Consider the following 24748-nt stretch of genomic DNA (forward strand, 5'->3'; position numbering starts at 1 on the left):
TCCATCGAGCTGCACCGATCGTCATCGATCGTCACCGAGCAACGGATCGCGTACCGGAGGTTCCTGACGTGCCCACCATGCTGCCCGAGTCCTGGCAGGCCGTACTCGGCGAGGAGCTGGACAAGCCCTACTTCCAGGAGCTCACCGAGTTCGTGGAGCGGGAGCGCGCCGGGCACAAGGTGTTCCCGCCCCGCAACGAGGTCTTCTCCGCACTGGAGGCCACCCCGTACGACCGGGTCAAGGTGCTGCTCCTCGGACAGGACCCGTACCACGGCGAGGGCCAGGCGCACGGCATGTGCTTCTCGGTGCGGCCCGGGGTGAAGACCCCACCGTCGCTGCGCAATGTCTTCAAGGAGATGCGTGAGGAGCTCGGCCACCCGATTCCGGACAACGGCTACTTGATGCCGTGGGCGCGGCAGGGCGTGCTGCTGCTCAACGCCGTGCTGACGGTCCGTGAGGGCGAGGCCAACTCGCACAAGGGGAAGGGGTGGGAGAAGTTCACCGATGCCGTGATCCGCGCGGTCTCGCAGCGGCCTGATCCGGCCGTCTTCGTCCTGTGGGGCAACTACGCCAAGAAGAAGCTCCCGTTGATCGACACCGATCGGCACGCCGTGGTGCAAGGCGCGCACCCCTCGCCCCTCTCCGCCAAGCTGTTCCTCGGCAGCCGGCCGTTCACCCGGATCGACAAGGCGATCGCGGACCAAGGCCACGCCCCGATCGACTGGCGGATCCCCGACATCGGCGCGTAGCGGTCGGGCTGCGGCACAACACGTCGAACAGGCGCAACACGTCGACAGGCGGAACACGCGGAATACGCTGAGCACGGCGGGAGGCGGCAGTGCCGGACACGGAGCAGGACGGTGCGGCGTCTGAGGGCATGGAGACGCGCATCGGCCAGGCGGTGATGCTGCTGCACGGCGGCGACCGCGAGGAGGCGCGCCACCGCTTCGCGGCGCTGTGGGAGGAGCTCGGCGACGACGGGTCGCCGCTGCACCGCTGCACGCTCGCCCACTTCATGGCCGACGCCCAGGACGACCCCGAGGAGGAGCTCGCCTGGGACCTGAAGGCGCTGCGTGCCGCGGACGCAGGCGGCGACGCGACGGTGAAGTGGGGCGACAGCGTACTGTCGCTGCGAGGGTTCTACCCCTCCCTCCACCTGAGCCTCGCCGGCGCCTACGTCAAGCTCGGGGAGTTCGGCCTGGCGCGCGGCTGTCTGGCGAAGGCCCGCAAGGCGTCGCACGCTCTGGGCGACGACGCCTACGGGGACGGCGTGCGCGCGGCGATCGGCCGCATGGAGCTCAGGCTGGGCGAGGCGGGCCGCCGCCCGGATTCGGATCAGTTGCCGTAGGCAATGTGGCAGATCCGGGCGGCGTCGCTGTCGGGCGCCCAGCCGCCGTAGGCCCGCCCCAGCGCGCAGATGCCGCCGCCCTGGGCGGGCGGGGGTGCCGGAAACGCCGGTTCCGGGGCGGTGCGGTCCACGTGCCGCGGCACGTCCCGGGGCGGCGCGTGGTACGGGTGCGGCCGGTACGGAACGGTCGGGTCCATGGGCCGGTGTCCGTGGTGCGGCCGGGGTGGCCGGTCCGGCCGGTGCGCCGCGGGGGAGGGGCGGGGGCTTACCGGCGTCTCCGGGCGCACGGTGGTCAGCACCGCATGCACGGGCGGCGGAACGACCAGCGGCGCCGCAGGGGCGCGCGACACAGGCTCCCGGGAGACGGTCACACACCCGGCGACGCCGCAGAGGGCCACCAGGACGACTACAGAGGGGAATCGACGCACCCGGCCAACTCTGCTGGACCCTGCCCCGGTTGGGAACTCCCCGCAGGAGTGATCAGGCCCGTCGCACCCTCTCACACCCCGGTGGTGCCGTCGATGCACTCGCGGATCAGGTCGGCATGGCCGTTGTGGCGCGCGTACTCCTCGATCATGTGCACATAGATCCAGCGCAGGGAGAAGGTCTCCAGACGGCCGTCCCGCCGTCCTCGGCGCTGCCCGGTGTCGTCGAGCGAGCGGTCCCGTGCGGCCTGCTTCGCCTGCTCGATCTCCGCATGCCACACCGCGAAGTCCTGCGCCGCATCGGCCTTCTCGGGCGTGTGGAAGTCTCCGTCCGGGTCCTCGTCCGTGAAGAAGATCGGGCCCACCTCCTCGCCGGCGAGCACCCTGCGGAACCAGCCGCGTTCGACCTCGGCCATGTGCCGGACCAGGCCGAGCAGGCTCAGGTCGGAGGGAGGCACGGCCGTCCGGCGCAGTTCCTCGTCCGTCAGACCCTCGCACTTCATGGCGAGTGTCTCGCGGTGGAAGTCCAGCCAGCTTTCCAGCATCGTGCGTTCGTCGGTGATCAGGGGCGGGTCGGTGCGCTGCGTGTCCGTCATGCGATCATCCTCGGGTGCTCCGGCCGCGGCGACAAGGCATTATCCGCGGGCACTCGCCGGCCGGGCCGACCGGGGCCGTCCGCGAGCACCGTATGCTGCCCGTGGCAGGCGCCGAGCCCCAGAGCAGGAGACACGTCATGACGGCACAGCCGACGACGACCCTCGACATCAGGCCGCTCAAAGTGGGCGTCATCGGGCTCGGCGCGATCGCCCGGAAGGCCTACCTGCCCGTGCTCACCGCACAGCCCGGCATCGAACTGCATCTGCACACCCGCACCCGGGACACCCTCGACCGCATCGGCGACGCCTACCGCATCCCGCACCGCCACACCGAACTGCGCTCACTGCTCGACCAGGGACTCGACGCCGCATTCGTCCATGCACCCACCGAGGCCCACCTCGAGATCACCGAGCAGCTCATCGAGGCGGGTGTCCCGGCCTACGTCGACAAACCGCTCGCGCCCGATCTCGCCGGAGCCGAACGCCTGGTGCGCCTCGCAGACGAGCGCAGGGTCACCCTCATGGCCGGCTTCAACCGCCGCTACGCACCCGGCTACGCCCAATGCCTCGATCACCCGCGCGATCTGATCGTGATGCAGAAGCACCGGGTGGGCCTCGCAGACGATCCCCGCAGCGTCGTCTTCGACGACTTCATCCACGTCGTCGACACCCTTCGCTTTCTCGTCCCCGGCACCGTCGAGCACATCGGCATCACCACGATGGTGCGCCAAGGGCTGCTCCACCACGTCGTCCTGCAGCTGTCCGGTGAGGGATTCACCGCGCTCGGCATCATGAACCGGATGAGCGGTTCGAGCGAGGAGATCCTCGATGTCGCCGGGCAGGACACCAAGCGGCAGGTGCTCAACCTCGCCGAGATCGTCGACCACAAGGGTCAGCCGTCCGTGCGCCGCCGCGGCGACTGGGTCCCGGTCGCCCGCCAGCGCGGCATCGAGCAGATCACGCTCGCCTTCCTCGACGCCGTGCGCTCGTCCAAGCTGCTCAGCGCCGACGACGCGCTGCGGACGCACGAGCTGTGCGAGCGGATCGTCAACGCGGCCCGGGAACAGGACTCCTGACGCCGCCCTGGCCACCGACGGCCTCGGCCCCGCCGGTGCCGTCCCCACTGCGCCGCCGCCTCGCCGCGACACCCGCGCGCACCCCCTCGCACGCACCCGCCGCAAGCAGCAGGCCGATCGCCGCCCTGATCACCCAGTCCCCGTGGCGCTCGTACGGGCTCTGGCCGCCCGACAGCGGCACCGTGTACATCTGGGCCGTGACGGTCGACGTCCCGATGCGCGGCCCGACCTGACGGCCTTCGGCGTCGTAGACCGCGCTGATGCCGGTGAGCGTCGCATGCACCATCGGCCGCCAGGTCTCCGCGGCCCGCAGCGCCGCGAGCGACGCGTGCTGTTCCGGTGCCCAACTCCCCTGGAAGGTCGAGGTGGACGACTGCGCGACCAGGACCTGGGCACCCATTGAGGCCAGATGCCGGCTCATGTCGGGGAAGGCCGTCTCGAAGCAGATCAGCGGCCCGACCCTCAATGGACCGACATCCATGATCACTTGGCGGGTGCCGCGGTGCCGGTTGACGTTGGCCGCCCGGCCGACCTTCGTCGCCCACCCCAGCACCGACCGGAACGGGATGTACTCGCCGAACGGCACCAGCCGCATCTTGTCGTACCGGTCACCCGTCGGTCCCTGCGGGCCCACGAGAACGGACGTCTTGTAGATGCCTCGCTGGTCCGCACGCTCCGCGTCCACGTTGACCAGCAGATCGGCGCCGACCTGCCGGGAGAGGGCGGCGAGCCGCGCCGTGAGCTCAGGATGCACCGACAGATCGAAACCCACGCTGCTCTCGCCCCACACCACGAGGTCGGGATGGAGCCCGACGAGCCGGCGCGTCAGCTGTACGCCCTCGTTGAACCGTGCCAAGGGCCCGTTGATGACGCCGGTCTGCACTATCGCGATCCGCACGCTCCCGGCGCGCGGCGGAAGCGGTGCCCACGACCAGACCCCCCAGACGACCAGGGCCACCGCAAGGAGCGAAGCCACCGCGACGGCGCGGGCCCGGGGCAGCGCGACCAGCGCAGCAACCGCGGTGTTCACGGCGACGACGAGGAAGCTCAGCAGCCACACACCGCCGACCGAGGCGAGCCGCAGCGCCGGTCGCACCTGCCACTGACTGGCGCCGAGCAGCCCCCACGGCCCGCCCAGGTACTGCCATGAGCGCACCACTTCGGCCATCAGCCACGCCGAGGGGAGCAGCAGCACGGCGGCGAGCGCCCGGCCCGGCCCCGGGGTTCCCGGGGCCTGTCCGAGCAGACGGCGCGTCAGCCAGCCGAACGGGATCCACAACGCCCCGAGCAGGGCGCCGATCGGGATGATGAAGACCGTGAGATTGGGGATCAGCCACTGGTGCACGGCGATCATGAATCCCGTACCACCGAGCCAGCCGTCGAGCACCGCCCGGCCGGGCGTGGCGGCGCCGCGGATGAGCAGGATCAGCGGTACGAGCGCGACATACGCCAGCCACCACAGCGAGGGTGCGGGGAAGGTGAGGGCTGCCACGGCTCCGGAGACAAGCGCCGCCCCCCCGCGCCACCACGGTGAGCTGAGCGAGGGTCTGCGCCCGCGTGCCGGCACCCGCATGCCCTGCCTCCTCGTCGTGGCACGACTCCAGTGTCGGCGAGCGGCAACCTTGAGGACAGTGGACACCCTCGTAGACTCCCCAGGTCAGCGCAAACGCAACCGCGACATCATCCGTCCGTGACCACGCGCGTGAAATGGGTGACCGTGGCGGCCATTGCGTCGCGCGCTGAGGCCAGGCAGCGTCGCGGGTCGACAACCTCCGGATCGGCGGCCAACGCTTCCCGGACGGCGATCGAGAAGGCGATGTTGAGCGCCGTACCGATGTTGATCTTCGTCATTCCGGCGGCCACCGCGGCGGACAGCTCGGTGTCCGGCACGCCCGAGGAACCGTGCAGGACGAGCGGCACGGGCACCGCCGTTCGCAGTCGGCCGATCAGTGCGTGGTCGAGTGTCGCGCTCCGCTCGGTCATCGCGTGCGAACTGCCGACGGCGACCGCCAGGGCGTCGACGCCGGTCGCGGCGGCGTACGCGGACGCCTCGCCGGGATCGGTCCGCACGCCCGGCGCGTGGGCGTTCAGCGGGGGGTCGCCCGGCTTCCCGCCGACCCTGCCGAGCTCGGCCTCGAACCACAGCCCGTTGCGGTGCGCCCACTCGGCCGCCTCTGCCGTCGCCTTGACGTTCTCTTCGTACGGCAGCGCCGACGCGTCGAACATCACGGAGGAGAAGCCGGCGTCGGCCGCGCAGTGCAGCAGCGCGCCGTCGTCCACGTGGTCCAGATGGAGCGCGAGCGGGACCGAGCTGCCGCGGGCCACCTCGGCCGCGGCACGCGCAAGCGGGCCCACGCGCCCGCCGTGGAACTTCACGGCGTTCTGGCTGATCTGCAGGACGGCGGCGCTCGCCGCGGCCTCCGCCCCGGCGGCGATCGCCTCGGCGTGCTCCAGACTGATCACGTTGAACGCCGGCAGCCCTCGGCCCGCGTCGCGCGCGGCCGAGACGAGGTCGCCGGTGGTGGCGAGGGTCATGGTTCTCCGTCAGTGGGTGCAGGGTCAGAGGATCACGGAGCGGGTGAGGTTGCGCGGGCGGTCCGGGTCGAACGAGCGCGCTTCGGCGACGGCGACGGCGAGCCGCTGTGCGCGCACCAGATCGGCCATCGGGTCGCGGGCGGAGGCGTCGCCGGATTCCGCAGTGAGGCAGCCGCCGGTTGCGGCGACGGTGTCGGCGAGCCCGGCGGGCAGCTCGCCGAACATCCACACCGCGCGGCCGGGGCCGGTGATGGAGACCGGGCCGTGCCGGTATTCCATCGCGGGGTAGGCCTCGGTCCAGGCGCCGGCCGCCTCCCGCATCTTCAACCCCGCCTCCTGCGCCAGGCCGTAGGTCCAGCCGGTGCCGAGGAAGGTGATCTGGGAGGCCTCCAGCAGGGCGGCGGGCAGCGGTTCGCCGACGGCCGGCTCGGCGTCGGCAGCCGCCTCGGCGACGGTGCGCACCCCGGCGGGCAGCGCTCCTTCGGCTTCGAGATGGGTGCGCAGCAGCGCCAGGGCGCTGGTGGCGAAGCGGGTCTGCACCACGGACTCCTCGTCGGCGAAGTCCAGCACCACCACGTCGTCGGCCGCATGCATCACGGGTGTGGCCGGGTCGGCGGTGAGAGCGACCGTGGGCGTGGACGCGCCGATGCGGTCGAGCAGGGCGAGCACCTCCGTCGTCGTACCGGAGCGGCTGATCGCCACGATACGGTCGTAGGCTCGGCCGTACGGGAACTCCGAGGCGGCGAAGGCGTCGGTCTCGCCGTGACCGCCCGCCTCGCGCAGCGCCGCGTACGACTGCGCCATGAACCACGAGGTGCCGCATCCGACCACGGCGACCCGCTCCCCGCGTCGCGGCAGGGCGGCGGCGCGCTTGGCGGCCAGATCGGCGGCCCGCCGCCAGCACTCGGGCTGGGAGGCGATCTCCACCGAGGTCCGGCGGGGGGAGGGGGACGGGCCGGTGGTCGCCATGGATACTCCTCTGATCGGCAGGCCGTCGGAAGATGCCGGCCAAGCATACGACGCTTGCGTGAAGTTGCGCGTAATCTACGTGTTTCAAGCAGGCTTACGCAATGAACCGAGAGAAGGTGGCGTGGAGTGTCTCGATACGAGCGGTGGAACGCGCTGATGGAACTGCTCGCCGAGCACCGCCAGCTCTCGGTCGAGGAGGCAGCGGCGGCGCTGCGGGTGTCGGCGGCGACGATCCGCCGCGACCTCGACCAACTGGCGCGGCAGCAGATGCTCACCCGCACCCGAGGCGGCGCCGTCGCGCACAGCGTCTCCTACGACCTGCCGCTGCGCTACAAGACCGCACGCAACGCCGACGAGAAGCAGCGGATCGCGGCGGCCGCGGCGGAACTCGTCTCGCCCGGGGCCGTCGTCGGGCTCAACGGCGGCACCACGACCACGGAGGTCGCCCGTGCACTCGTCCAGCGTCCCGACATCGCCGAGCAGTCGGACGACGGGCCGTCCCCGGCGCTCACCGTCGTCACCAACGCACTCAACATCGCCAACGAGTTGGCCGTGCGCGCGCAGGTGAAGATCGTCGTCACCGGCGGCGTCGCCCGTCCGCAGTCGTACGAGCTGACCGGGCCGCTCGCCGCCGGTGTGCTCTGCGAACTCACCCTCGACGTCGCGATTCTCGGCGTGGACGCCGTCGACGCCGAGCATGGCGCGACCGCTCATAACGAGGGTGAGGCGAGCATCAACCGGCTGCTCGCCGAACGCGCCCGCCGCGTCGTTCTGGTCGCCGACTCCTCGAAGATCGGCAACCGCGCCTTCGCCAGGATCTGCCCGATCGGCACGGTGGACGTCCTCGTCACCGACACAGGCGCGAGCGAGGAGGCCGTGCACCGGCTGAGCGAGGCAGGTCCGCAGGTCATCACGGCCTGACGCTCTCTGATGGAGACATGCCAAAGCGCCGTAGAGTGACGCCATGACGGAACCGCGTCCGACGATTCCCCCGGCTACAGCCGGGAGACACGCGCTGCGCATCGCCAACTGCTCCGGCTTCTACGGCGACCGGCTCTCCGCAGCACGCGAGATGGTCGAGGGCGGTCCGATCGACGTCCTCACCGGCGACTACCTCGCCGAGCTGACGATGCTCATCCTCTGGAAGGCCAAGCAGCGGGATCCCGACGCCGGTTACGCGGTCTCCTTCCTCGCCCAGACGCAGGACGTGCTCGGCGCGTGCCTGGAACGCGGCATCAAGATTGTCGTCAATGCCGGAGGGCTCAACCCGGGCGGACTCGCCCGCAGGGTCGGCGAACTCGCCGCGCTCGGCGGACTGCACCCGGTCATCGCCCACGTCGAAGGCGATGATCTCCTCGGGCGCCTTACCGAACTCCAGTCCCAGGGGCACGAGTTCGCCCATCTCGCCACCGGCCAGCCGCTCGCCGAGGCCGGCGTGCAGCCGGTGACGGCCAATGCGTATCTCGGTGCCTGGGGGATCACCGAAGCGCTCAAGGCCGGGGCGGACGTGGTGATCTGCGGGCGCGTCACCGACGCCTCGCTCGTCGTCGGGCCCGCAGCATGGGCGTTCGACTGGGCGCCCGACGACTGGGACGCCCTCGCCGGAGCGGTCACCGCGGGCCACATCATCGAATGCGGGGCCCAGGCGACCGGCGGCAACTTCTCCTTCTTCACCGAGATCGCCGACCCCGTCCACCCCGGCTTCCCCATCGCCGAGATGCACCCCGACGGCTCCTGCGTGATCACCAAGCACCAGGGCACCGGCGGAGCCGTCACCGTGGAGACGGTCACCGCCCAGCTGCTGTACGAGATCGACCGTCCCGCCTACCTCAACCCCGACGTCGTGGCCCGCTTCGACACCCTGCGGCTCACCCAGGCCGCCCCTGACCGGGTCGCCGTCACCGGCGCACGCGGCGAGCCCGCCCCGCAGACGCTCAAGGTCTGCCTCAACCACCGTGGCGGCTACCGCGCCAGCTTCACCCTCGTGCTCACCGGCCTCGACATCGACGCGAAGGCGGAGTTCGCCAAGGCCTCGCTCCTCGACGCGATCGGTGGCCCGGACCGATTCGCCGCCGTCGACTTCCGCCTCGTACGGCAGGAGGACGGCGCACGGCTGACCATGACTGTCAAGGACCCCGACGAGCACAAGGCAGGACGGGAGCTGTTCACCGCGGTCGCCGAGACGGGCCTGTCCGGTTACCCGGGGCTCCACCTCGAACACGCCTCGCCGCGCGCGAGCGAGTACGGCGTGTACTGGCCCGCCCTGCTCACCGCGGACTGCGTCCGGCAGTGGGCGGTGCTGCCCGACGGGCGCCGCATCGAGGCCCCTCGCCCGCCCACGACGCCCGTCCGCCGCTCGGCCTCCACTCGCCCGGCACCGGGTCCCCGGGACGCGGCGCCGTCCGGACCGACGGTCCGGGCCCCGCTCGGGAGCCTGATCGGAGCCCGCTCCGGCGACAAGGGCGGCGACGCCCATGTGGGTCTGTGGGCGCGCACCGACGAAGCGTACGCCTGGCTGCGCACCTTCCTGGACACCGGACGGCTGCGCCGGCTGCTGCCCGAGGCCGAGCACCTGCCCGTCCGCCGCTACGAGTTGGCGAACCTGCGTGCCGTGAACTTCGTCGTCCACGGCCTGCTCGGTGACGGCGTCGCCGCGTCCACCCGGCCGGATCCGCAGGCCAAGGCGCTCGGCGAGTTCCTCCGCTCGTGCCCTGTCGACATCCCCGCCGCACTGCTCGGTGAGTGAACCGCCGCTGCCGGGGTACGCGAAGGACGCGCAGCACGGAGGTGCGCCATGCATGCAACGCACGTGATGCACGCGATGTCGCAGCGGGGACCGTGGCCCGATCCGGTGCCGAAGCCGCCGCCGGAGCCAACGAGCCCGGGGCCCGACCCGGGCCCGCTGCCGGGACCGGGCCCGGAGGAGCCGCCTGCGCCGGAGCCCGATCCCGTACCGGCCCCGGGGCCGCGCCCCGACCCGATGCCGCCGCCGATACCGGGCCCCGGCCCGCTGCAAAGATGAGATCAGCCGCGGTCAGCCGAGCGTGAACGTCGCCTGCACCGGGTAGTGGTCGCTGGGCGCGTACGTGTCGGTCTGCCCCTGTGCCCAGCCCGCCTGCGGGTCGAAGTCGGTGCCGACCGTGGGCAGCCCGTCCGGGACCGGCCGCCCCGGGGCGTTGAGATAGCCGAGGTAGTCGACGTCGTCGGAGAGGTCAGTGGGGAAGCTCTCGACACCGGCCATGTACTGGCACCAGGCCGAGACGGGGCAGTCGATCGTGGTGAGCGTCTGGCTCGGATCGGTGGCCGGCGTGCCGAGCACACCGCCCACTGCGGATTCCGCGTTGGTGTAGTCGCCGCGCGACTGGCCGCCGTAGTACTCGACGTTCAGGTCGCCGCCGATCAGCACCGGCGCCGAGGCTCCGGCGATGCCGTTCACCCAGCTGTGGATCTCCCCGAGCTGCGCGAGTCTGGTCGCCTGCGTGGTGTCGGTCGACGTGCCCGACTGGTCGGCCTGCAGGTGGGTACCGACCACCCAGGTCTTCACCCCGTTCTTGTCGATCTCGGCCAGGTCCGCGCCCTTGTTGGCGTTGTAGTCCCAGGTTCCCGTGGTGGAGTTGGAGAAGACATGGGCGTACTGGGCGTCGATCGGATACTTCGAGAGGATCATGGTCCCGCCGTTGATCATGAACGGGCTGTTGGAGCAGTCGCCGCTGATGCCGTTCCAGCCACCGCCCGAGCAGACCTGCCCGACGACAGGGGTCTGGTAGGGGTAGAGATCGGCGAGGTCGGAGGTGATGCTGTCGGTCGAGTCGTGGTTGAAGAGCTCGTCGAGGATGACGACATCGGCGTTGTGCTTGCGGATGACCGCCTCAACGTTCGGGGTCCGTTCGGCAGCCTTCTCGTTCTCCACCGAGTCGACGACGGCGGTGGCCAGGTCGACGTTCCAGGCGAACACCGAGAGAGTGGAGCCGGAGCCGGCCGGCGTCGCCGCGTGGGCGGCGGATCCGGGAACGACCGCGGCCAGCGCCAGGGCGAGAGCAGCCGCGGCTGACGTGCGCAGGAACCGCAAGGACATGGAACCTCCGTTGGACGGCCGGCCCGCGGGTGCGGGCCGGTGCGTGAATGAGTGCGCACAACGTAGGTGTGTCAGGCGACGGAAGATGAAACGTACGGGGAGAAAGCGGGGAGGACCAGTGATCGTACGGGCGTCGGCTCAGCCGGTGATCCCGCCGAGCTGTCCTTCGAGCAGCAGCAGCAACTCGCCGAGAATCCCCGCGAGTTCCTCCCTGCGCTCCTCGGTCAGTCCCGACAACAAGGACTTCTCGTAGGCGAGTTGTTCGGGCAGTACGCGGTCGATGAGCGTGCGTCCTGCGTCGGTGAGGGTGAGATGGGCGACCCTGCGATCGCGGGCGTCGGCGCGCCGCGCGACCAGACCGCGCTGTTCGAGCCGGCGGATCCGCTTGGTGACCGCGGCACCCGAGGCGAACGTCTCGCGGGCGAGCCGGCCAGGGGTCAGCTCCCCGCCGACCCGGCGCAGCGCACACAGGATCTCGAACTCGGGCCTGCTCAGCTCCTCCCGCCCCAGAGGGGCGTCCGTCACCTGCTGCAGCAGCGCGGTGCAGCGACCCAGTCGGCCCAGGACGGCGACGGGCGCGAGGTCGAGACCGGGATACGCCTGCTCCCACTGGCGTAGCACCGTCGCTACCGCATCCTCCACGCGCCCCGTCCTCTCTGTGCCTGCCGCTCTGTGCCTGCCGCCGTGCCGTGCTGTCCCCGGCTTGTCGCCTGGATCGTACGCGGGGTCACGGTGGCGCCCCCGCAGTGGTGGGCCTCGGCGCCACTGCCGCGGTGTGGGGCCCCAGATCGGCGAGCAGCCGGTGAGCGGAACGTTCCGCCGCGGTGATCCGCTCCTCGGGCAGCGCGGCACTCCACCACTCCCCGGCCGCGGTGCCGACGGTTTCGCGCAGTTCGAGCAGCGCGCGGACCAGCCTCTCACGCGCCGCCGAACGGCCGCACTCGCCACCGGGAAGGGCTGGACCGGCGAGCGCGAGGCGGGCCCGCGCGGCCGCGGCGCCGAGTCGCCCGAGCGCGGCCTCGACGTGCCCGGCCGCGCGGCGGTTGGGGACGACGAAGCAGGCGAGCAGTCCCGCCGCGGCCCCCAGACAGGTGTCGAGCCAGCGGCCGGCCACCAGCGCCTCGGCGGACTGGGGGCCGGCGAACTCCGTCATCACGAGCGCCATCGGTGTGATGAAGACGGAGGCCACCCAGTAGTTGCGGGCGATGGTGGCCTCGGTGGCGACCTGGCACGCCAATACGACGCCGACGAGCGCCGCTTCGCCGCTCGCCGTCACCGGCAGGAGCGCGGTGAACAACAGGACGCCGATGAGATTGCCCAGCACGCGCTGGAGCGAACGGTGCCACGACAGCGCCGTGTTGGCGGCGAAGACGGCTGCGGCGGTGACCACGGCCCAGTACGGTCGCTCGACCCCGAGCGCCATCGACACCCATCCGGCGAGTGCGCTTCCGACGGCGACCCTGGCCCCCGTCGGAAGCAGCGGGGAGCCGGGCGTGAACGCCCGGCGCACCGACCGGACTCCGCCCGCCTGCTCCTGGTCCGCCCGGCAGCGTACCGCCCGTTCGATGCCGGCGCCCGTGATCTCAACGTCCTCCGCGGCGTCACCGGCCATGACGGGCAGCGGACGCCCCTTGCGCAGATCGCGTGCGAAGCCGGTCAGCGCGTCGGCATCGACCGTGCCGTACAGCCCAGGAACCGACGCGAACGACTCGGAGCGCACCAACAGACGCATCAGCCCGTCGAGTTCGGCGGAACGCGTGGCACTGCCCGCCGGCACCAGGAAGAGGGTGTGCCAGGCGGCGTTAACGGCCGCCACCGCCTCGTGCCGCCGCCGACCGGCAGGGGAGTGGGATGAGTCTGCCGGCGCCCGCAGCAGGCGGGCGACGGCCTCCAGCGCGCGGGCGACCGCGATGCGTTCCGGACCGCGCGGGCGCAGCAGCGCCGGCGCCATGCAGACCAGCCATGCGAGCGCGCCGCCGGCCAGCACCAGGGCGAGATGGCACGGCATCTCACCGAGGTGCTGGGGTACGAAGGCGGCGCCCGCCGACGCGAATGTGAGGACGACGCCCGCGGGTGGTCCGATGCGGGTCGCGTCGCAGATCACCTTGTGCGCCGCGGTGAGCAGTGCGATCACCGCGACCCGTGCGGCGGTGGGGCCGACGACCGCTGCGGTGGTGAGCGCCACGCCGGTGGAGGCCAGCATCCCGGCGACGACCCAGGCGAGTGCCCGCGCCCGTGCCGCATAGGGCAGGCCGTGGGCGTACAGCGCGCACAGGCCTCCCGCGGAGGTGTAAAACGCGAGCTCCAAATGGCCGACGGCCAGCAGCGTGGCTTCAGGCACCCCGAGCGCGACCACCGCACTGAGAGCGCGCTTGTGCCACATGTCTGCGGCCGGACGCATCCGCAGGACGCCCCGCAATGGCAGCGCACGGCGCAGGCTGTGCAGCGGGCGGGCATCCGTCCTCCGGTGGCGAGGCGAGGTCCGTGGCATACACAAAATACTATCAGGTGTTTTACTCGTGAAATAATTTCGTTCGAGTCGCGACGCCTGCAGCGGCTGCTTATGTTGGGCGGTAAATGTGACGTAAGTGACGTAATGGCGACAGGAGACCGCTGTGCGACCGCATCGCATCCGTGCTGCCCTCATCTGCGGCCTCGCGGTGACCGCCGGGGTCGCAGCGGTAGCCGGCCAGACCGGGCACGGACGCTCCACCGTCGCGTTCCAACCACCGGCCTCCGGGGCCGCGGGCCACGTCACCCACACGCCCCCACCGACGCTCGCCCAGCCGCCGTCCGTCGTCCCGGACTGGATCCGCGCCATCGTAGGCCCGCCCGAGCTGCGCCCGGCCGGGCCTGCCGCCGTCTACACGTACACCCAAGTCGGTATGTTCAGCGCTGCCGTCAAGGGCGACCCGCAGCTGGTCTACGTGCCCAACAGCGGCGAGTCCGGCATGCACGGCCTGAACAACTCGTCCAACCCGGACCGGGACAGCGTCACCGTCATCGACCCCAGGACCTTCCGGGTCGTCGGCCACTTCAAGGTCGGCGGCCTGCCGCAGCACGTGACACCGTCGTGGGACCTCAAGACACTGTGGGCCGACGCCAGCGGGGGCAACCAGCTCGTCCCCATCAACCCCAGAACCGCCAAGCCCGGCAAACCCGTGCCCGTCGACGCCCCGTACAACCTGTACTTCACCCCCGACGGCTCGACGGCCCTCGTCATGGCGGAACGCCGCAACCGCATCGACGTCCGCGACCCGCACACCATGCAGCTGCGCCGCTCGATCGACGCGCCCTGCAACGGCATCAACCACGCGGACTTCTCCGCCGACGGCAGCTACTTCCTCGCCACCTGCGAATTCTCCGGCCACATCCTGAAGTACGACACCAAGACGCTCGACCTGATCGACAACATCGACCTCGGCCCGGAGTCGATGCCGCAGGACATCCGGCTCGGCCCCGACGGACACACTTTCTACATCGCCGCGCTCAACCAGGGCGGACTGATCGTCCTCGACGGCGACTCCCTCGACACCGAGGGGCTGATCCCGACGGGCAAGGGCGCGCACGGCATCTACCCAAGCCGCGACGGAAAGCTGCTGTACGTGTCGAACCGCGACGAAGGATCGGTCAGCGTCGTCGACCCGGTCGCCCGCAAGGCGACCGCCAAGTGGCGCATCCCGCACGGCGGCTCACCCGACATGGGCGGGGTCAGCGCGGACGGTACCCAGCTGTGGCTCTCCGGGCGCGACAACGACGAGGTGTACTGCTTCTCGACCAAGGACGGACATCTGCTCGCCCGCATCCCGGTCGGCGCCAACCCGCACGGCCTGGCCTTCTTCCCGCAGCCCGGCAGGTACAGCCTCGGCCACACCGGAAGCTTCCGCTGAGGCATCCTGTGCCCCCTACGACGTGCCCTCCTCCAGGCGCCGTCGCGACGCCTCGATCTCCGCCTCGGCCTCGCTCCGCCCCACCCATGTGGCGCCCTCGACCGACTTGCCCGGTTCCAGGTCCTTGTAGACCTCGAAGAAGTGCTGGATCTCCAGGCGGTCGAATTCACTTACATGGCGGATGTCCCGCAGATGTTCGCAGCGCGGATCCGCTGCCGGGACGCACAGCACCTTGTCGTCCTCGCCCGCCTCGTCCGTCATCCGGAACATGCCGATCGGCCGGCAGCGGATGGCCGTCCCCGGGAACGTCGGGTCCTGCACCAGCACCAACGCGTCCAGCGGCTCCCCGTCGGCTCCGAGCGTCCCGTCGATATAGCCGTAGTCGGCCGGATAGCGGGTGGACGTGAACAGCAGCCGGTCGAGCCGGATCCGCCCCAGCTCGTGATCCATCTCGTACTTGTTGCGGCTGCCCTGGGGGATCTCCACGATGACGTCGACGTCCACGCTCCCCAGCCTAGGACCCGGGGCCCGGGTCACGAAGCCGAGAAGCCGGATCGCTCCTCGCGCCCGTCGCGCTACTCGCCCAGTCCGGTCTCCTCCAGGTCGAGTGTGCGCTGGATGCGCCGCCGCGTGGTGTCGCTTATCCGATGGGCCGCGTACAGCCTTTGCAGCTCCTCGGACTCCGCCGCTATCAGTGTCCGGCGCAGCTCGCGATAGGCGGTCAGGGCCTCGACGGGTGCGGGTCCGCCGTCGCGCCCTGCCTCGGAGTCGTACAGGCGGGCCTGCAGATCGCGTCGCAGCTGGTCGATGACGATCGCCGGGGCGGCCTCGAGATCGGCGAGCTCGTCCAGGGCGGCGAGCCCGGCGCGGGCGAGCGCGTCGCGTGCCTTCGCCTCTTCCCGTGCCGTGTGCTCGGGCTCCAGCGCGATGCCCGACCAGCGGACCACCGGCGCCAGCGTGAATCCCTGCACCACCAGGGTGACGACGATGACCGATGTCGTCAGCACCAGCACCAGGGCACGGTGCGGAAGCGGGCTGCCGCCGTGCGTGGTCAGCGGGATGGACAGCGCCGCGGCGAGCGGCAGGATGCCGCGTGTGCCGGCCCAGGAGACCACCGCGGGAACGCGCCAGGAGACAGGACCGTCCCCGCGCCTGCGCTGCATGAGCGTCGACAGCGGGAAGACTCCGAGCAGCCGCACCCCGATCACCGTGCCGGCCACGGCCAGCACGCCCAGCGGCCAGGCCCGCTCGTCGGGCGCCAGCTCGCGTACGAGGCCGGGCAGTTCGAGGCCGATGATGGCGAAGACGACGCTCTCCAGAAGGAAGACCACTGTGCCGTAGACCGCGTGGACCTGGAGGCGTATCGGCGCGTTGGTGAGCCGGTGGCCGGTGCTGCCCAGAATCACCCCGGCGACGACCACCGCCGTCACGCCCGAGGTGTGCAGGTCCTCGGCGAGTACGTAGGCGGCGTACGGAGTGACCAGCGCGATCACCGTCTCCAGCACCGGATCCTCGGTACGGCGCCGGATGAGCACCACCAGGCCCGCCACCGCGGCACCGATCACCGCCCCGCCCCCGCCGAGCAGTACGAACTGCCCGGCCGCGGCGGGCAGCGACACCGCGCTCGCCGCGACTGCCGTGCCGACGGCGACCTTGTAGAGCACCAGGCTGGTCGCGTCGTTGAACAGGCTCTCCGACTGGACCATCATCTGCAGCCGCCGTGGCAGCGAGAGCCTGCGCCCGAGCGCGGTCACCGCCACCGGGTCGGTACTGGCGAGCACCGCGCCGAGCACGAACGCCATCTGGCCGCTGAGCGGGGTCAGCGCATGAGCGACCAGTCCCACCGCCGCCGCCGTGACCAGTACAAGACCGAAGGCGAGCACCGTCACAGGCCGCCACACCGCGCGCACCTCACGCCACGACATCTCCTCGGCAGAGGCGTACAGCAACGGCGGCAGCACCACGATGTTGATCACCTCGGGCTGCACGTGCAGCGCGGGCACCCCGGGCAGCAGCGCAATGCCGAGGCCGACGGCGACCAGCAGTGAGGGAGCGGGGATGCGCCAGTGCCGCGCGCCGGTCGCCACGGCGGTGGCGAGTACCACGAGAAGCAGTACGGCGGTCAGGCCGGTCATGGCCGCATCCTTCAGTGATCCGTAATCCCGAGTCGTGTGCCGACCAGACTTCCCGGCGCTCCCGGCTCCACCCTATCGGGCGTATCGCGTCTGAGCCTCATCAAGCCTTGTCAGGCGATGGTTCACCCATCGGGCGCCGGGAAGCGTCCCAAGGTTTCCCTCGCGTGATTTCCTGTCCGCAACGGGCGGATTTCCTCTGCCGCAGCAGGCACCGGCACGGCAGCACCAGGAGGCGGTACGGTGGCGGGTCCGGGCGGTTTCCCTACACGCGGGGTGTGGCGTCGGCCCGCGCTGCGGTGGGTGGACGTGCTCGTGGGCGCCGCGCTCGTCGCACTGCTCTACGGACTCGTCCGGCTCGCCCCTGCGCTCAATGCACCGTTCCTGCCGGGCACGGCCCCGTCCACCGTCTCGACCGATCCCTCTCATCTGCCGTACTACGCCGTGCGCTCCCTCGTGCGGATGTTCGCCGCGCTCGCGCTGTCGGTGATCTTCACCTTCGTCTACGCGACGGCCGCGGCGAGGCTGCGCCGCGCCGAGAAGCTCCTGCTGCCGGTCCTCGACATCCTCCAGTCGGTGCCGGTGCTCGGCTTCCTGTCGGTGACCGTCACGGCGTTCATCAACCTCTTTCCCGGCTCCGAGCTCGGCCTTGAATGCGCCGCCATCTTCGCGATCTTCACCGCGATGGCCTGGAACATGACGTTCGCCTTCTACTACTCGCTCGTCTCGCAGCCGCGGGAGTTCGACGAGGCGGCGCGGATGATGCGGCTGACCAAGTGGCAGCGCTTCTGGCGGCTCGACGTGCCGAGCGGGATGATCCCGCTGGTCTGGAACGGGATGATGAGCTTCGGCGGGGCCTGGTTCTTCCTCGCCGCCTCGGAGTCCATCAGCGTACTCAACCACAAGTACGCGCTGCCCGGCATGGGCTCGTACGCCGCGGCGGCGATCCGTAAGGGCGACCTCGGCGAGGTCGGGATCGCCATCGCGGTGATGGTGGTGTTGGTGGTCGGGGTCAACGCGGTCTTCTGGCGGCCGATGACCGCGTGGGCGGAACGGTTCCGCGTCGAGGAGTCACAGGCCCCTGAACGGCCCCGCAGCGTGGTGCTCGACCTGCTGCGACGGTCCTCCGTACCCGAGCTGATCAGGCGTCCGCTGAGGCCGCTCGGGGCGGCGCTGGACCGGGCGACGAGGCCGTTGGGCACCGCGGAGCACCCGTTGACCACGACGACGGTACGCGAGCGCATGGGGGACGTGTTCTTCGCGGGCGCGGTCAGCGTCGTGGTCGTCTTCTTCGCCTGGCGGGCGCTGGACTACGTGCACACCACCGTGGGGCTCGCAGAGTTCGGGTACGCACTGGCGCTGGGCGCCGCGACCTTCGGCCGTGTCGTCGTGCTGATCGCCGCGGCGACCGTCGTCTGGGTCCCCATCGGCGTATGGATCGGGATGAACCCCAAGGTCACCCGGTTCGCCCAACCCGTCGTCCAGGTTCTGGCGAGCTTCCCGGCGAACTTCCTCTTCCCTCTGGCCGCCGCCGTCTTCCTCGCACTCGGCATCCCGCTCAACGCAGGCGCGATCCTGCTGATGGCGCTCGGCTCGCAGTGGTACATCCTCTTCAACGTCATCGCCGGCGCCCAGGCCATCCCCTTCGACCTGCGGGAGGCGATGCGCTCGTTCAACGTCGGCGGACCACTGAAATGGCGGGTGTTCATCCTGCCCGCCGTCTTCCCCTCGTACGTCACCGGCGGCATCACCGCTGCAGGAGGTGCGTGGAACGCCTCGATCGTCGCCGAGGTCGTCGACTACGACCGCCACCATATGCAGGCGACCGGGCTGGGCGCGTACATCACCTCAGCCACCGAGGTCGGCGACTTCCCCAAGATCCTCGTCGGCATCAGCGTGATGAGCCTGTATGTCGTCCTCGCCAACCGTCTGTTCTGGCGGCGCCTCTACCGTGTCGCCGAGTCCCGATACGCGTTGTGAGCCCCCATGACCCTCACCACCAGGTCTGTCATCATCGACGTCGACGGTGTGACGAAGACGTTCACCACCCCGGACGGACGCGCCCTTCCGGTCCTCGACGGGATCGGCTTCCAGCTCGCCGAGGGCGAGATCGTCGCCCTGCTCGGCAAGTCCGGATCCGGCAAGTCGACTCTGCTGCGCTGCATCGCGGGGCTCATCGCCCCTTCCACCGGTACGGTGGCCTATCGCGGCACCCCGCTGACCGGCTCCAACCCCGGTGTCGGCATGGTCTTCCAGTCGTTCGCGCTGTTGCCCTGGCTGACCGTCCAGCAGAACGTCGAACTCGGCCTGCAGGCACGCGGCGTCGGCGAGGCTGAGCGGCGCGACCGGGCCCTGAAGGCCATCGACCTCATCGGGCTCGACGGATTCGAGGGCGCCTACCCCAAGGAGCTCTCCGGCGGCATGCGCCAGCGCGTCGGCTTCGCACGTGCCCTGGTCGTCGAACCGGACGCGCTGCTGATGGACGAACCGTTCTCCGCACTCGACGTCCTGACCGCGGAGAACCTGCGTAGCGAGCTGGTCGGCCTGTGGGAGGAGCACGAGGCCCCGGTGAAGTCCATCCTCATCGTCACCCACAACATCGAGGAGGCCGTGCTTCTCGCCGACCGGATCCTGGTGCTCTCCTCCAACCCCGGCCGCATCATGGCCGAACTCACCATCGAACTGCCGCGTCCCCGCGACCGCCGGACACCGCGCTTCGAAGCGCTGGTCGACACCGTCTACGGCATCCTCACCGGCCGTGAGGAGGCGGCCGCGGCGGCCACCCAGGCCGCGCCCGTGGCGGGCGGGGCACGGCCGTCGGCCACCCCCGTCAGCGCCCCGCTGCCGGATGTGAGCGTCGGTGGCATGGCCGGGCTGCTGGAGATCCTTGTCGCCCGCGGCGGCGAGGACGGACTCGCAGAGATCGCCGACGAACTCAGCTTCGAGATCGACGACCTGCTGCCGCTCGTCGACGCCGCCGCCATGCTCGGACTCGCCCGCACCCATGACGCGCGGCTGACGATCACCCCGGAGGGCCGCGAGTTCGTCGCCGCCGACATCCTCACCAGCAAGCAGCTGTTCGCCCGCCACGCCGCGGCGCACGCCCCGCTGGTGCGCGCCATCGTGCAGGCCCTCGCCGCGACCGAGGGCCACACGCTGCGCGAAGGCTTCTTCCTCGATCTGCTGCGGCGCGGCTTCAGCCTCGAAGAGGCCCGCCGTCAGCTGGAGACGGCCGTCGACTGGGGCCGCTACGCCGAGCTGTACGACTACGACGCCGACGACGGACGGCTCACCCTGGAGCCGGGAGCGCAGGCCGCGCTGTAGCTACCGGCGGCGGCGAACGTACCGGTCAGGGCGCGGAATTGGGCACGTTCGGGCTGTCCGCGTAGGCCTGAGTCGGAGTCATCGGCACACCGCCCACCGAGACGGTGTCGAACGTGCTCACCTGCGCACACTGCTTCGACTGGTCCGCCGTGGAGGAGTTGGCGCCGGCGACCGCGGCCTTGGCGTCGGCCGGGGCGGGCCTGGACGATCCGCCCCCGCTCGACGGGAAGGTGCTGCCGCTGCTCCAGTCGCTGCCGACGACCACCGTCACCTGGCTGACGCTGCTGTCCTGCTGCAGACGGCTTGCCGGGATCTGCAGTGCGCGGGCGACGGTCTGCGCCTCGGCCTGCCGGCCGGGAGCGTAGTGGACCGAGGTGGCCGAGGCCGGGACTGGTGCGTTGGCCGAGCCGCTGTTGGGGCTGAACCCCTGGTCGATCAGGTCCTGGGCGATCTGCGAGGCGCGGCCGGTGACACCGCTGCCGTTGTTGACCTGCACGGTGATCTGCAAGTCGGGAACGGCCGGCTGCGCCGGGCTCGGCGTGGCCGTGGCCGTCGAGGACTTGCCGCCGCTGCCGTTGCTGAGCGACTGGTCGTCGGCGAGCGCGTTGAACAGGTTCTGCGCGGCGGACGACGGCACCACGGCAGAGCTGTCCCGCGGATCCTGAAGGGTCTGCATGGTGGCGAAGGTGATCCGGTTCGACGGAACCTTGTTCAAGTCCGTTGCCAGGCCGAGGAGTTTGGGGATGCTGTCGAGCCCGGTGTCCACCGTCAGCGCCTTGGTGGCCGCGTTGGCGAGCCCGTAGAGCGCGGTGGGATCGGTGAGTGTGCCAGCGCTCTTGAGCGTGCGGATCATGGAGCTGAGGAAGATGTGCTGGCTGACCGTGCGGCCCAGGTCGCTGCCGTCGCCGAAGCCGTGCCGGGAGCGCAGGAACTCCAGCGCCGACATACCTTTGAGGGTGTGGGTGCCCTTGGACAGCTTCAGATGCGAGTACGGGTCGTACACGTTGTTGCTGACGCAGACCGGGACGCCGCCGATGGCATCGGACATGTTCACGACTCCGGAGAAGTCGACCTTCATGAAGTGGTCGACGGGTATGCCCGTCAGCTGGTGCACCGCCGCCGCGGTGCAGCTCGGACCGTACTGAAGTGTGCTGTTGATCCGGTCGACATGGGCCTGCATCGTCTGGTGCGTCGTCGGATCCGTGCACGTGGGCAGCTCGGTCTTGGTGTCCCGGGGAACGCTCATCACCGTGGCGTTGGAGCGGTCCGCGGAGACGTGGACCAGCATCTCCACGTCCGCGTTCTCCCCGCCGCCGCAGTCGCCGCCGATCTTGCAGTCGGCCGCGTTGTCGCGCCCGTCCGAGCCGAGCATCAGGATGTTGATCGGGGTGCGCCCGAAGGCGTCGGCTTTCTCGCTGCCGCCGCCGATCAGCGGCAGGCCGTTGATGTTGCCGTTGAGATGCTCGTACAGGGCCGCGCCCACACCGGCGACGACCAGCACCGCGGTGGAGGTCGTGATCGCGGCGATCTTGGCGGCGCTGCGCTTCCTCGGCCGCGCCCGTCCCCGGCCCGCCGCACGTCGCCCCTCCGCGCCCGGGCGGATCCCGGCCTGCCGACCGCCGCGTCCCGCCCCCTGCGCAGCCCGCCTGGCGCGGCGGGGGCCAGGCACGGTTGTGCCCTCGCCCGTCGCCGAGCCGCCCCGGCGGTGCGATACGTCGGTCATGCCTCACCCTTACGCGGTCGAGCCGGACCCCTCCGGCGCTGGTCCGTACAGCAGCACACGCCGGTGTGCCCTCGCCGGCAGCTTCGATCAAGTAGACGCACAATACCCGTCAAAGGTTGCATAATTGCGCAATGTAGCAAGCGGCCATGAGGGGCCCGTGGGCCGCTTGCGAAGATCATGCAAAGACGCCGGCCGGGGCTGCGTCGCCCCGGCGTACCGGACGCAAGCCCCGTCGAGCATAAGCCTTGGTGCTGCGTCTTTTCGACGCGAGTCTGCGATCTCGCGGATTACGCGCACGCCTCGCATTTGTCGCTCGTGCGGCGGCCCCGTGGCGGCCGTATGGCTTGCTACATTGCGCAATCACGCAATCCGAAAGGGGCTCAGGGGTGCACGACCAGCGCGGCGCCGGCGGACATGGCGGGCCGAAGGAGCGCGCTGACCGCCGGAGACCGGGTGGTTCGGCGGGTTCGGTTGGTTCGCCGGTCCGGCGCGGCTGTGGTGGCCGACGTGGCGTCCGTACACCGCTGGCCATCGCGATCAGGGCCGTGACCGCGATCACCTCGGCGATGATCCTCACGGGCAGTGCCACTGCCTGGTTCGCGTACCACTGGCTCTCCGGGGGCTTGACCACCTCGGCTGCGTTGGACACGGTACGCAGGCACGCACCCGCCCACCTGGACAACTCGGTCAATCTCCTGCTTATCGGTCTTGACTCACGAAAGGATATGAACGGCAACGATCTGCCGAAACAGTTCGTCGAGGGAGAACTCCACGCGGGCTCCAGCGACATCGGGGGCTACAACACCAACACGCTGATCCTGATGCACATCCCGCCCGACGGCGGAAAGGTCACTGCCTTCTCGATCCCGCGCGACGACTACGTCCAGACCTTCGACGGTGACGGGACGCCCGCCGGAATGCACAAGATCAAGGAGGCGTACGGGCTCGCCAAGGCCGCCGCCGAGAACCGCCTGAAGGCCCAAGGCGTCACGGACAACGCCGCGTTGGAGCAGAGAAGCCGCGAGGTCGGTCGGGAGGCGACGCTCGCCACCGTCCAGCAGTTCCTCGGCGTTCCCATCGACCATTTCGCCGAGGTCAACCTGCTCGGCTTCTACGACATCGCCAAGGTGCTCCGGCCGATCCAGGTCTGCCTCAAGGAGCCGGTGAACGACCGGTACTCGGGGGCTCGTTTCCCCGCGGGCCTGCAGAGCGTCGACGCACGCCAGGCACTCGCCTTCGTGCGGCAGCGGCACGGGCTGCCCGAGGGCGACCTGGACCGTACCCACCGGCAGCAGGCGTTCCTCGCCTCCGTCACCCACAAGCTGAAGACCGACGGGGTCTTCAGCGACCTGGGCAGAATGCAGGACCTGTTCGCCGTGGTGCAGAAGGACGTCGTCATCGACAACAGCTGGGACGTCCTCGACTTCGCGCGCCAGGCCCCCAACCTCACCGGCGGCAACGTCGTGTTCCACACGCTGCCCATCGCCGGATTCGGCACGCGCAACGGCGAGTCGGTCAACCTCGTGAACCCGGTGAGGATCAGGTCGCTGGTCCGCGTGATGATCGGCCGGGATGCCTCGCACCAGGGCGCGGGCGGCGAGCCCGGCGCAGGCGCCGGGCAGGCGCCCGGCCGGGTGGCGCCCGCGGTCGTGGACGTACGCAACGGCGGCGGCATCCCCGGCGCCGCCGCCGCGGAGTCACGGGCGCTTGCCGCCCTTGGCTACACCGCGGGAGATGTCGCCAACGCCCTCTACCCGGCCGGTACCACCACGGTCGTCTACGGACCGGGGGCGCAGGAGGCGGCCGCACAGATCGCCGCACGCCTCGGCGTGCCCAGGCCGCTGCGCGGCCGCACGGTGCGGCCCGGCCATGTCCTGGTGATCATCGGTGCCGGGTTCACCCCGCAGTACGGCGCGAACGGCTCCGCGGTGCCTTCGCCGGGCGCCACGCCCTGGCCAGTGCCGAGCGGGTCCTTTGCGGGCGAGTCGGTGAGGATGGGCGGGATCCCCTGCGTCAATTGACGCCGCCTCACGCGTCATGTCATGTGACGTGGTGTGTCACGACGAGCGCTGCGCCCTGCGGCGGCCCGCGCTGACGGCGTCGACGAGCGGCTTGACGGCCGCCGTAGGCAGGTCGAGGTGGTGCGCGATCCATACGGTGTCGTAGCCGTGGCGGGCGAAGACCCAGGCGGTGTAGAGCCGGTTGGGATCGGGCGGGTCCGGGCCCTCCAGGAGCGGGCGGACGGCCTGCGCGGGGAAACCGTCAAGGGTGTCATCGGTGAACCACTGTTCACCGGTGTCGGGGTCGGTGTCGGGGTCGGCGTCAGGCGGTACGGCGGCGCGTCGCGTGGGATCGCGGTCGCGGCGGCCGTGGCGTACCAGCGCATACGCGGTCCACGCGGCGACGGCGACGAGTGCGAGGGCGCCGCCGATCAGCAGCCGGTCCGGCCGGGGTGCCAGATTCCAGGCCACCAGTTGGAGGAGCGCCAGTGAGACGATGCCGAGCGCGATGACGCCCTCGGCGGGCCATGGGCGGGGAGCCGTCCGCATACCGGTCTTCTTCCCCGTCGTGGGGTGGTCACGCGGCACCTGCCTTCAGGTGGTGTTCAGTGGTTGAGGGCGACTTGGGCGATTTTGATGACTACGAGGATGGTGG

Annotated in this window: 21 protein-coding genes; 9 read left to right on the plus strand and 12 right to left on the minus strand. The window is 70.7% G+C overall.

Annotated elements, in window-relative coordinates; genetic code table 11:
- The first annotated feature begins 77 nt into the window (after positions 1–77).
- Entirely contained in the window at positions 78–749 is a 672-nt protein-coding gene (ung, locus tag NGB36_RS31165; protein ID WP_255923983.1) for a uracil-DNA glycosylase, read from the plus strand.
- A gap of 128 nt (positions 750–877) precedes the next feature.
- Positions 878–1348 (plus strand): hypothetical protein, encoded by a 471-nt coding sequence (locus NGB36_RS31170; RefSeq protein WP_255923984.1) that lies wholly within the window; start codon positions 878–880, stop codon positions 1346–1348.
- On the opposite strand, the gene NGB36_RS31175 is transcribed toward NGB36_RS31170, so the two are convergent.
- Both NGB36_RS31175 and NGB36_RS31180 read right to left on the minus strand, forming a co-directional pair.
- Positions 1336–1776 carry a hypothetical protein gene (locus NGB36_RS31175; protein WP_255923963.1) on the minus strand — a complete coding sequence of 147 codons (441 nt, stop codon included), beginning with the start codon at positions 1774–1776 and terminating at the stop codon, positions 1336–1338. The two genes, NGB36_RS31170 and NGB36_RS31175, sit on opposite strands and share 13 nt — an antisense overlap.
- 71 nt (positions 1777–1847) lie before the next feature.
- Positions 1848–2369 carry a DinB family protein gene (locus tag NGB36_RS31180; RefSeq protein ID WP_255923964.1) on the minus strand — a complete coding sequence of 174 codons (522 nt, stop codon included), beginning with the start codon at positions 2367–2369 and terminating at the stop codon, positions 1848–1850.
- A gap of 137 nt (positions 2370–2506) precedes the next feature.
- Between NGB36_RS31180 and NGB36_RS31185 the strand changes: the two genes are divergently transcribed.
- Positions 2507–3445, plus strand: a complete 939-nt coding sequence (locus NGB36_RS31185) for a Gfo/Idh/MocA family protein (protein ID WP_255923965.1) — start codon at positions 2507–2509, stop codon at positions 3443–3445.
- On the opposite strand, the gene lnt is transcribed toward NGB36_RS31185, so the two are convergent.
- From lnt to NGB36_RS31200, 3 genes are all read right to left on the minus strand, one after another.
- Positions 3417–5018: an apolipoprotein N-acyltransferase gene (gene lnt, locus NGB36_RS31190; protein WP_255923966.1), complete on the minus strand. Its 1602-nt coding sequence runs from the start codon at positions 5016–5018 to the stop codon at positions 3417–3419. The two genes, NGB36_RS31185 and lnt, sit on opposite strands and share 29 nt — an antisense overlap.
- A 107-nt stretch (positions 5019–5125) precedes the next feature.
- On the minus strand, positions 5126–5980 hold the full coding sequence (locus NGB36_RS31195) for a class II fructose-bisphosphate aldolase (protein ID WP_255923967.1): 855 nt from the start codon (positions 5978–5980) through the stop codon (positions 5126–5128).
- A gap of 24 nt (positions 5981–6004) precedes the next feature.
- Positions 6005–6949: an SIS domain-containing protein gene (locus tag NGB36_RS31200; RefSeq protein ID WP_255923968.1), complete on the minus strand. Its 945-nt coding sequence runs from the start codon at positions 6947–6949 to the stop codon at positions 6005–6007.
- A gap of 126 nt (positions 6950–7075) precedes the next feature.
- Between NGB36_RS31200 and NGB36_RS31205 the strand changes: the two genes are divergently transcribed.
- Positions 7076–7870, plus strand: coding sequence for a DeoR/GlpR family DNA-binding transcription regulator (locus tag NGB36_RS31205; RefSeq protein ID WP_255923969.1), 795 nt, complete (start codon positions 7076–7078; stop codon positions 7868–7870).
- Positions 7871–7913: 43 nt separating this feature from the next.
- Positions 7914–9695 carry an acyclic terpene utilization AtuA family protein gene (locus tag NGB36_RS31210; RefSeq protein ID WP_255923970.1) on the plus strand — a complete coding sequence of 594 codons (1782 nt, stop codon included), beginning with the start codon at positions 7914–7916 and terminating at the stop codon, positions 9693–9695.
- A gap of 288 nt (positions 9696–9983) precedes the next feature.
- Here NGB36_RS31210 and NGB36_RS31215 read toward each other — a convergent pair whose 3' ends face one another.
- The 3 genes from NGB36_RS31215 to NGB36_RS31225 all read right to left on the minus strand — a co-directional run bounded on the left by NGB36_RS31215 (position 9984) and on the right by NGB36_RS31225 (position 13515).
- The gene (locus NGB36_RS31215) at positions 9984–11024 is read right to left on the minus strand and encodes a sphingomyelin phosphodiesterase (RefSeq protein WP_255923971.1); all 1041 of its coding nucleotides are present in this window, start codon (positions 11022–11024) and stop codon (positions 9984–9986) included.
- 138 nt (positions 11025–11162) lie between these two features.
- Positions 11163–11666, minus strand: a complete 504-nt coding sequence (locus tag NGB36_RS31220; RefSeq protein WP_255923972.1) for a MarR family winged helix-turn-helix transcriptional regulator — start codon at positions 11664–11666, stop codon at positions 11163–11165.
- A gap of 85 nt (positions 11667–11751) precedes the next feature.
- Entirely contained in the window at positions 11752–13515 is a 1764-nt protein-coding gene (locus NGB36_RS31225; protein ID WP_255923973.1) for an FUSC family protein, read from the minus strand.
- 124 nt (positions 13516–13639) lie between these two features.
- Here NGB36_RS31225 and NGB36_RS33550 point away from each other — a divergent pair, with 124 nt between their 5' ends.
- The gene (locus tag NGB36_RS33550; protein ID WP_255923974.1) at positions 13640–14914 is read left to right on the plus strand and encodes a YncE family protein; all 1275 of its coding nucleotides are present in this window, start codon (positions 13640–13642) and stop codon (positions 14912–14914) included.
- Positions 14915–14929: 15 nt separating this feature from the next.
- On the opposite strand, the gene NGB36_RS31235 is transcribed toward NGB36_RS33550, so the two are convergent.
- On the minus strand, positions 14930–15418 hold the full coding sequence (locus NGB36_RS31235) for an inorganic diphosphatase (RefSeq protein ID WP_255923976.1): 489 nt from the start codon (positions 15416–15418) through the stop codon (positions 14930–14932).
- Between the two features lie 71 nt (positions 15419–15489).
- Positions 15490–17049 (minus strand): Na+/H+ antiporter, encoded by a 1560-nt coding sequence (locus NGB36_RS31240; RefSeq protein ID WP_255923977.1) that lies wholly within the window; start codon positions 17047–17049, stop codon positions 15490–15492.
- Between the two features lie 240 nt (positions 17050–17289).
- Here NGB36_RS31240 and NGB36_RS31245 point away from each other — a divergent pair, with 240 nt between their 5' ends.
- Both NGB36_RS31245 and NGB36_RS31250 read left to right on the plus strand, forming a co-directional pair.
- Positions 17290–19026: an ABC transporter permease gene (locus tag NGB36_RS31245; RefSeq protein ID WP_255923978.1), complete on the plus strand. Its 1737-nt coding sequence runs from the start codon at positions 17290–17292 to the stop codon at positions 19024–19026.
- Between the two features lie 6 nt (positions 19027–19032).
- Entirely contained in the window at positions 19033–20370 is a 1338-nt protein-coding gene (locus tag NGB36_RS31250; protein ID WP_255923979.1) for an ABC transporter ATP-binding protein, read from the plus strand.
- 25 nt (positions 20371–20395) lie between these two features.
- On the opposite strand, the gene NGB36_RS31255 is transcribed toward NGB36_RS31250, so the two are convergent.
- A complete protein-coding gene (locus NGB36_RS31255; protein ID WP_255923980.1) occupies positions 20396–22093 on the minus strand; it encodes an LCP family protein in 1698 nt (565 codons plus the stop codon).
- Between the two features lie 545 nt (positions 22094–22638).
- Between NGB36_RS31255 and NGB36_RS31260 the strand changes: the two genes are divergently transcribed.
- Positions 22639–24114, plus strand: a complete 1476-nt coding sequence (locus NGB36_RS31260) for an LCP family protein (RefSeq protein WP_255923981.1) — start codon at positions 22639–22641, stop codon at positions 24112–24114.
- Positions 24115–24150: 36 nt separating this feature from the next.
- On the opposite strand, the gene NGB36_RS31265 is transcribed toward NGB36_RS31260, so the two are convergent.
- Positions 24151–24642, minus strand: coding sequence for a hypothetical protein (locus NGB36_RS31265; protein WP_255923982.1), 492 nt, complete (start codon positions 24640–24642; stop codon positions 24151–24153).
- Between the last annotated feature and the right edge of the window lie 106 nt (positions 24643–24748).

It is taken from the genome of Streptomyces humicola, assembly GCF_024436035.1.
GTDB lineage: Bacteria > Actinomycetota > Actinomycetes > Streptomycetales > Streptomycetaceae > Streptantibioticus_B > Streptantibioticus_B humicola.

What these genes read in the sequence shown, in the direction of transcription:
- NGB36_RS31240 (WP_255923977.1), bottom strand. Translation starts at nt 17,049, where the DNA reads ATGACCGGCCTGACCGCCGTACTGCTTCTCGTGGTACTCGCCACCGCC.
- NGB36_RS31255 (WP_255923980.1), bottom strand. Translation starts at nt 22,093, where the DNA reads ATGACCGACGTATCGCACCGCCGGGGCGGCTCGGCGACGGGCGAGGGC.
- NGB36_RS31195 (WP_255923967.1), bottom strand. Translation starts at nt 5,980, where the DNA reads ATGACCCTCGCCACCACCGGCGACCTCGTCTCGGCCGCGCGCGACGCG.
- NGB36_RS31225 (WP_255923973.1), bottom strand. Translation starts at nt 13,515, where the DNA reads ATGCCACGGACCTCGCCTCGCCACCGGAGGACGGATGCCCGCCCGCTG.
- NGB36_RS31170 (WP_255923984.1), top strand. Translation starts at nt 878, where the DNA reads ATGGAGACGCGCATCGGCCAGGCGGTGATGCTGCTGCACGGCGGCGAC.
- NGB36_RS31200 (WP_255923968.1), bottom strand. Translation starts at nt 6,949, where the DNA reads ATGGCGACCACCGGCCCGTCCCCCTCCCCCCGCCGGACCTCGGTGGAG.
- lnt (WP_255923966.1), bottom strand. Translation starts at nt 5,018, where the DNA reads ATGCGGGTGCCGGCACGCGGGCGCAGACCCTCGCTCAGCTCACCGTGG.
- NGB36_RS31265 (WP_255923982.1), bottom strand. Translation starts at nt 24,642, where the DNA reads ATGCGGACGGCTCCCCGCCCATGGCCCGCCGAGGGCGTCATCGCGCTC.
- NGB36_RS31250 (WP_255923979.1), top strand. Translation starts at nt 19,033, where the DNA reads ATGACCCTCACCACCAGGTCTGTCATCATCGACGTCGACGGTGTGACG.
- NGB36_RS31215 (WP_255923971.1), bottom strand. Translation starts at nt 11,024, where the DNA reads ATGTCCTTGCGGTTCCTGCGCACGTCAGCCGCGGCTGCTCTCGCCCTG.
- ung (WP_255923983.1), top strand. Translation starts at nt 78, where the DNA reads ATGCTGCCCGAGTCCTGGCAGGCCGTACTCGGCGAGGAGCTGGACAAG.
- NGB36_RS31185 (WP_255923965.1), top strand. Translation starts at nt 2,507, where the DNA reads ATGACGGCACAGCCGACGACGACCCTCGACATCAGGCCGCTCAAAGTG.
- NGB36_RS31210 (WP_255923970.1), top strand. Translation starts at nt 7,914, where the DNA reads ATGACGGAACCGCGTCCGACGATTCCCCCGGCTACAGCCGGGAGACAC.
- NGB36_RS31180 (WP_255923964.1), bottom strand. Translation starts at nt 2,369, where the DNA reads ATGACGGACACGCAGCGCACCGACCCGCCCCTGATCACCGACGAACGC.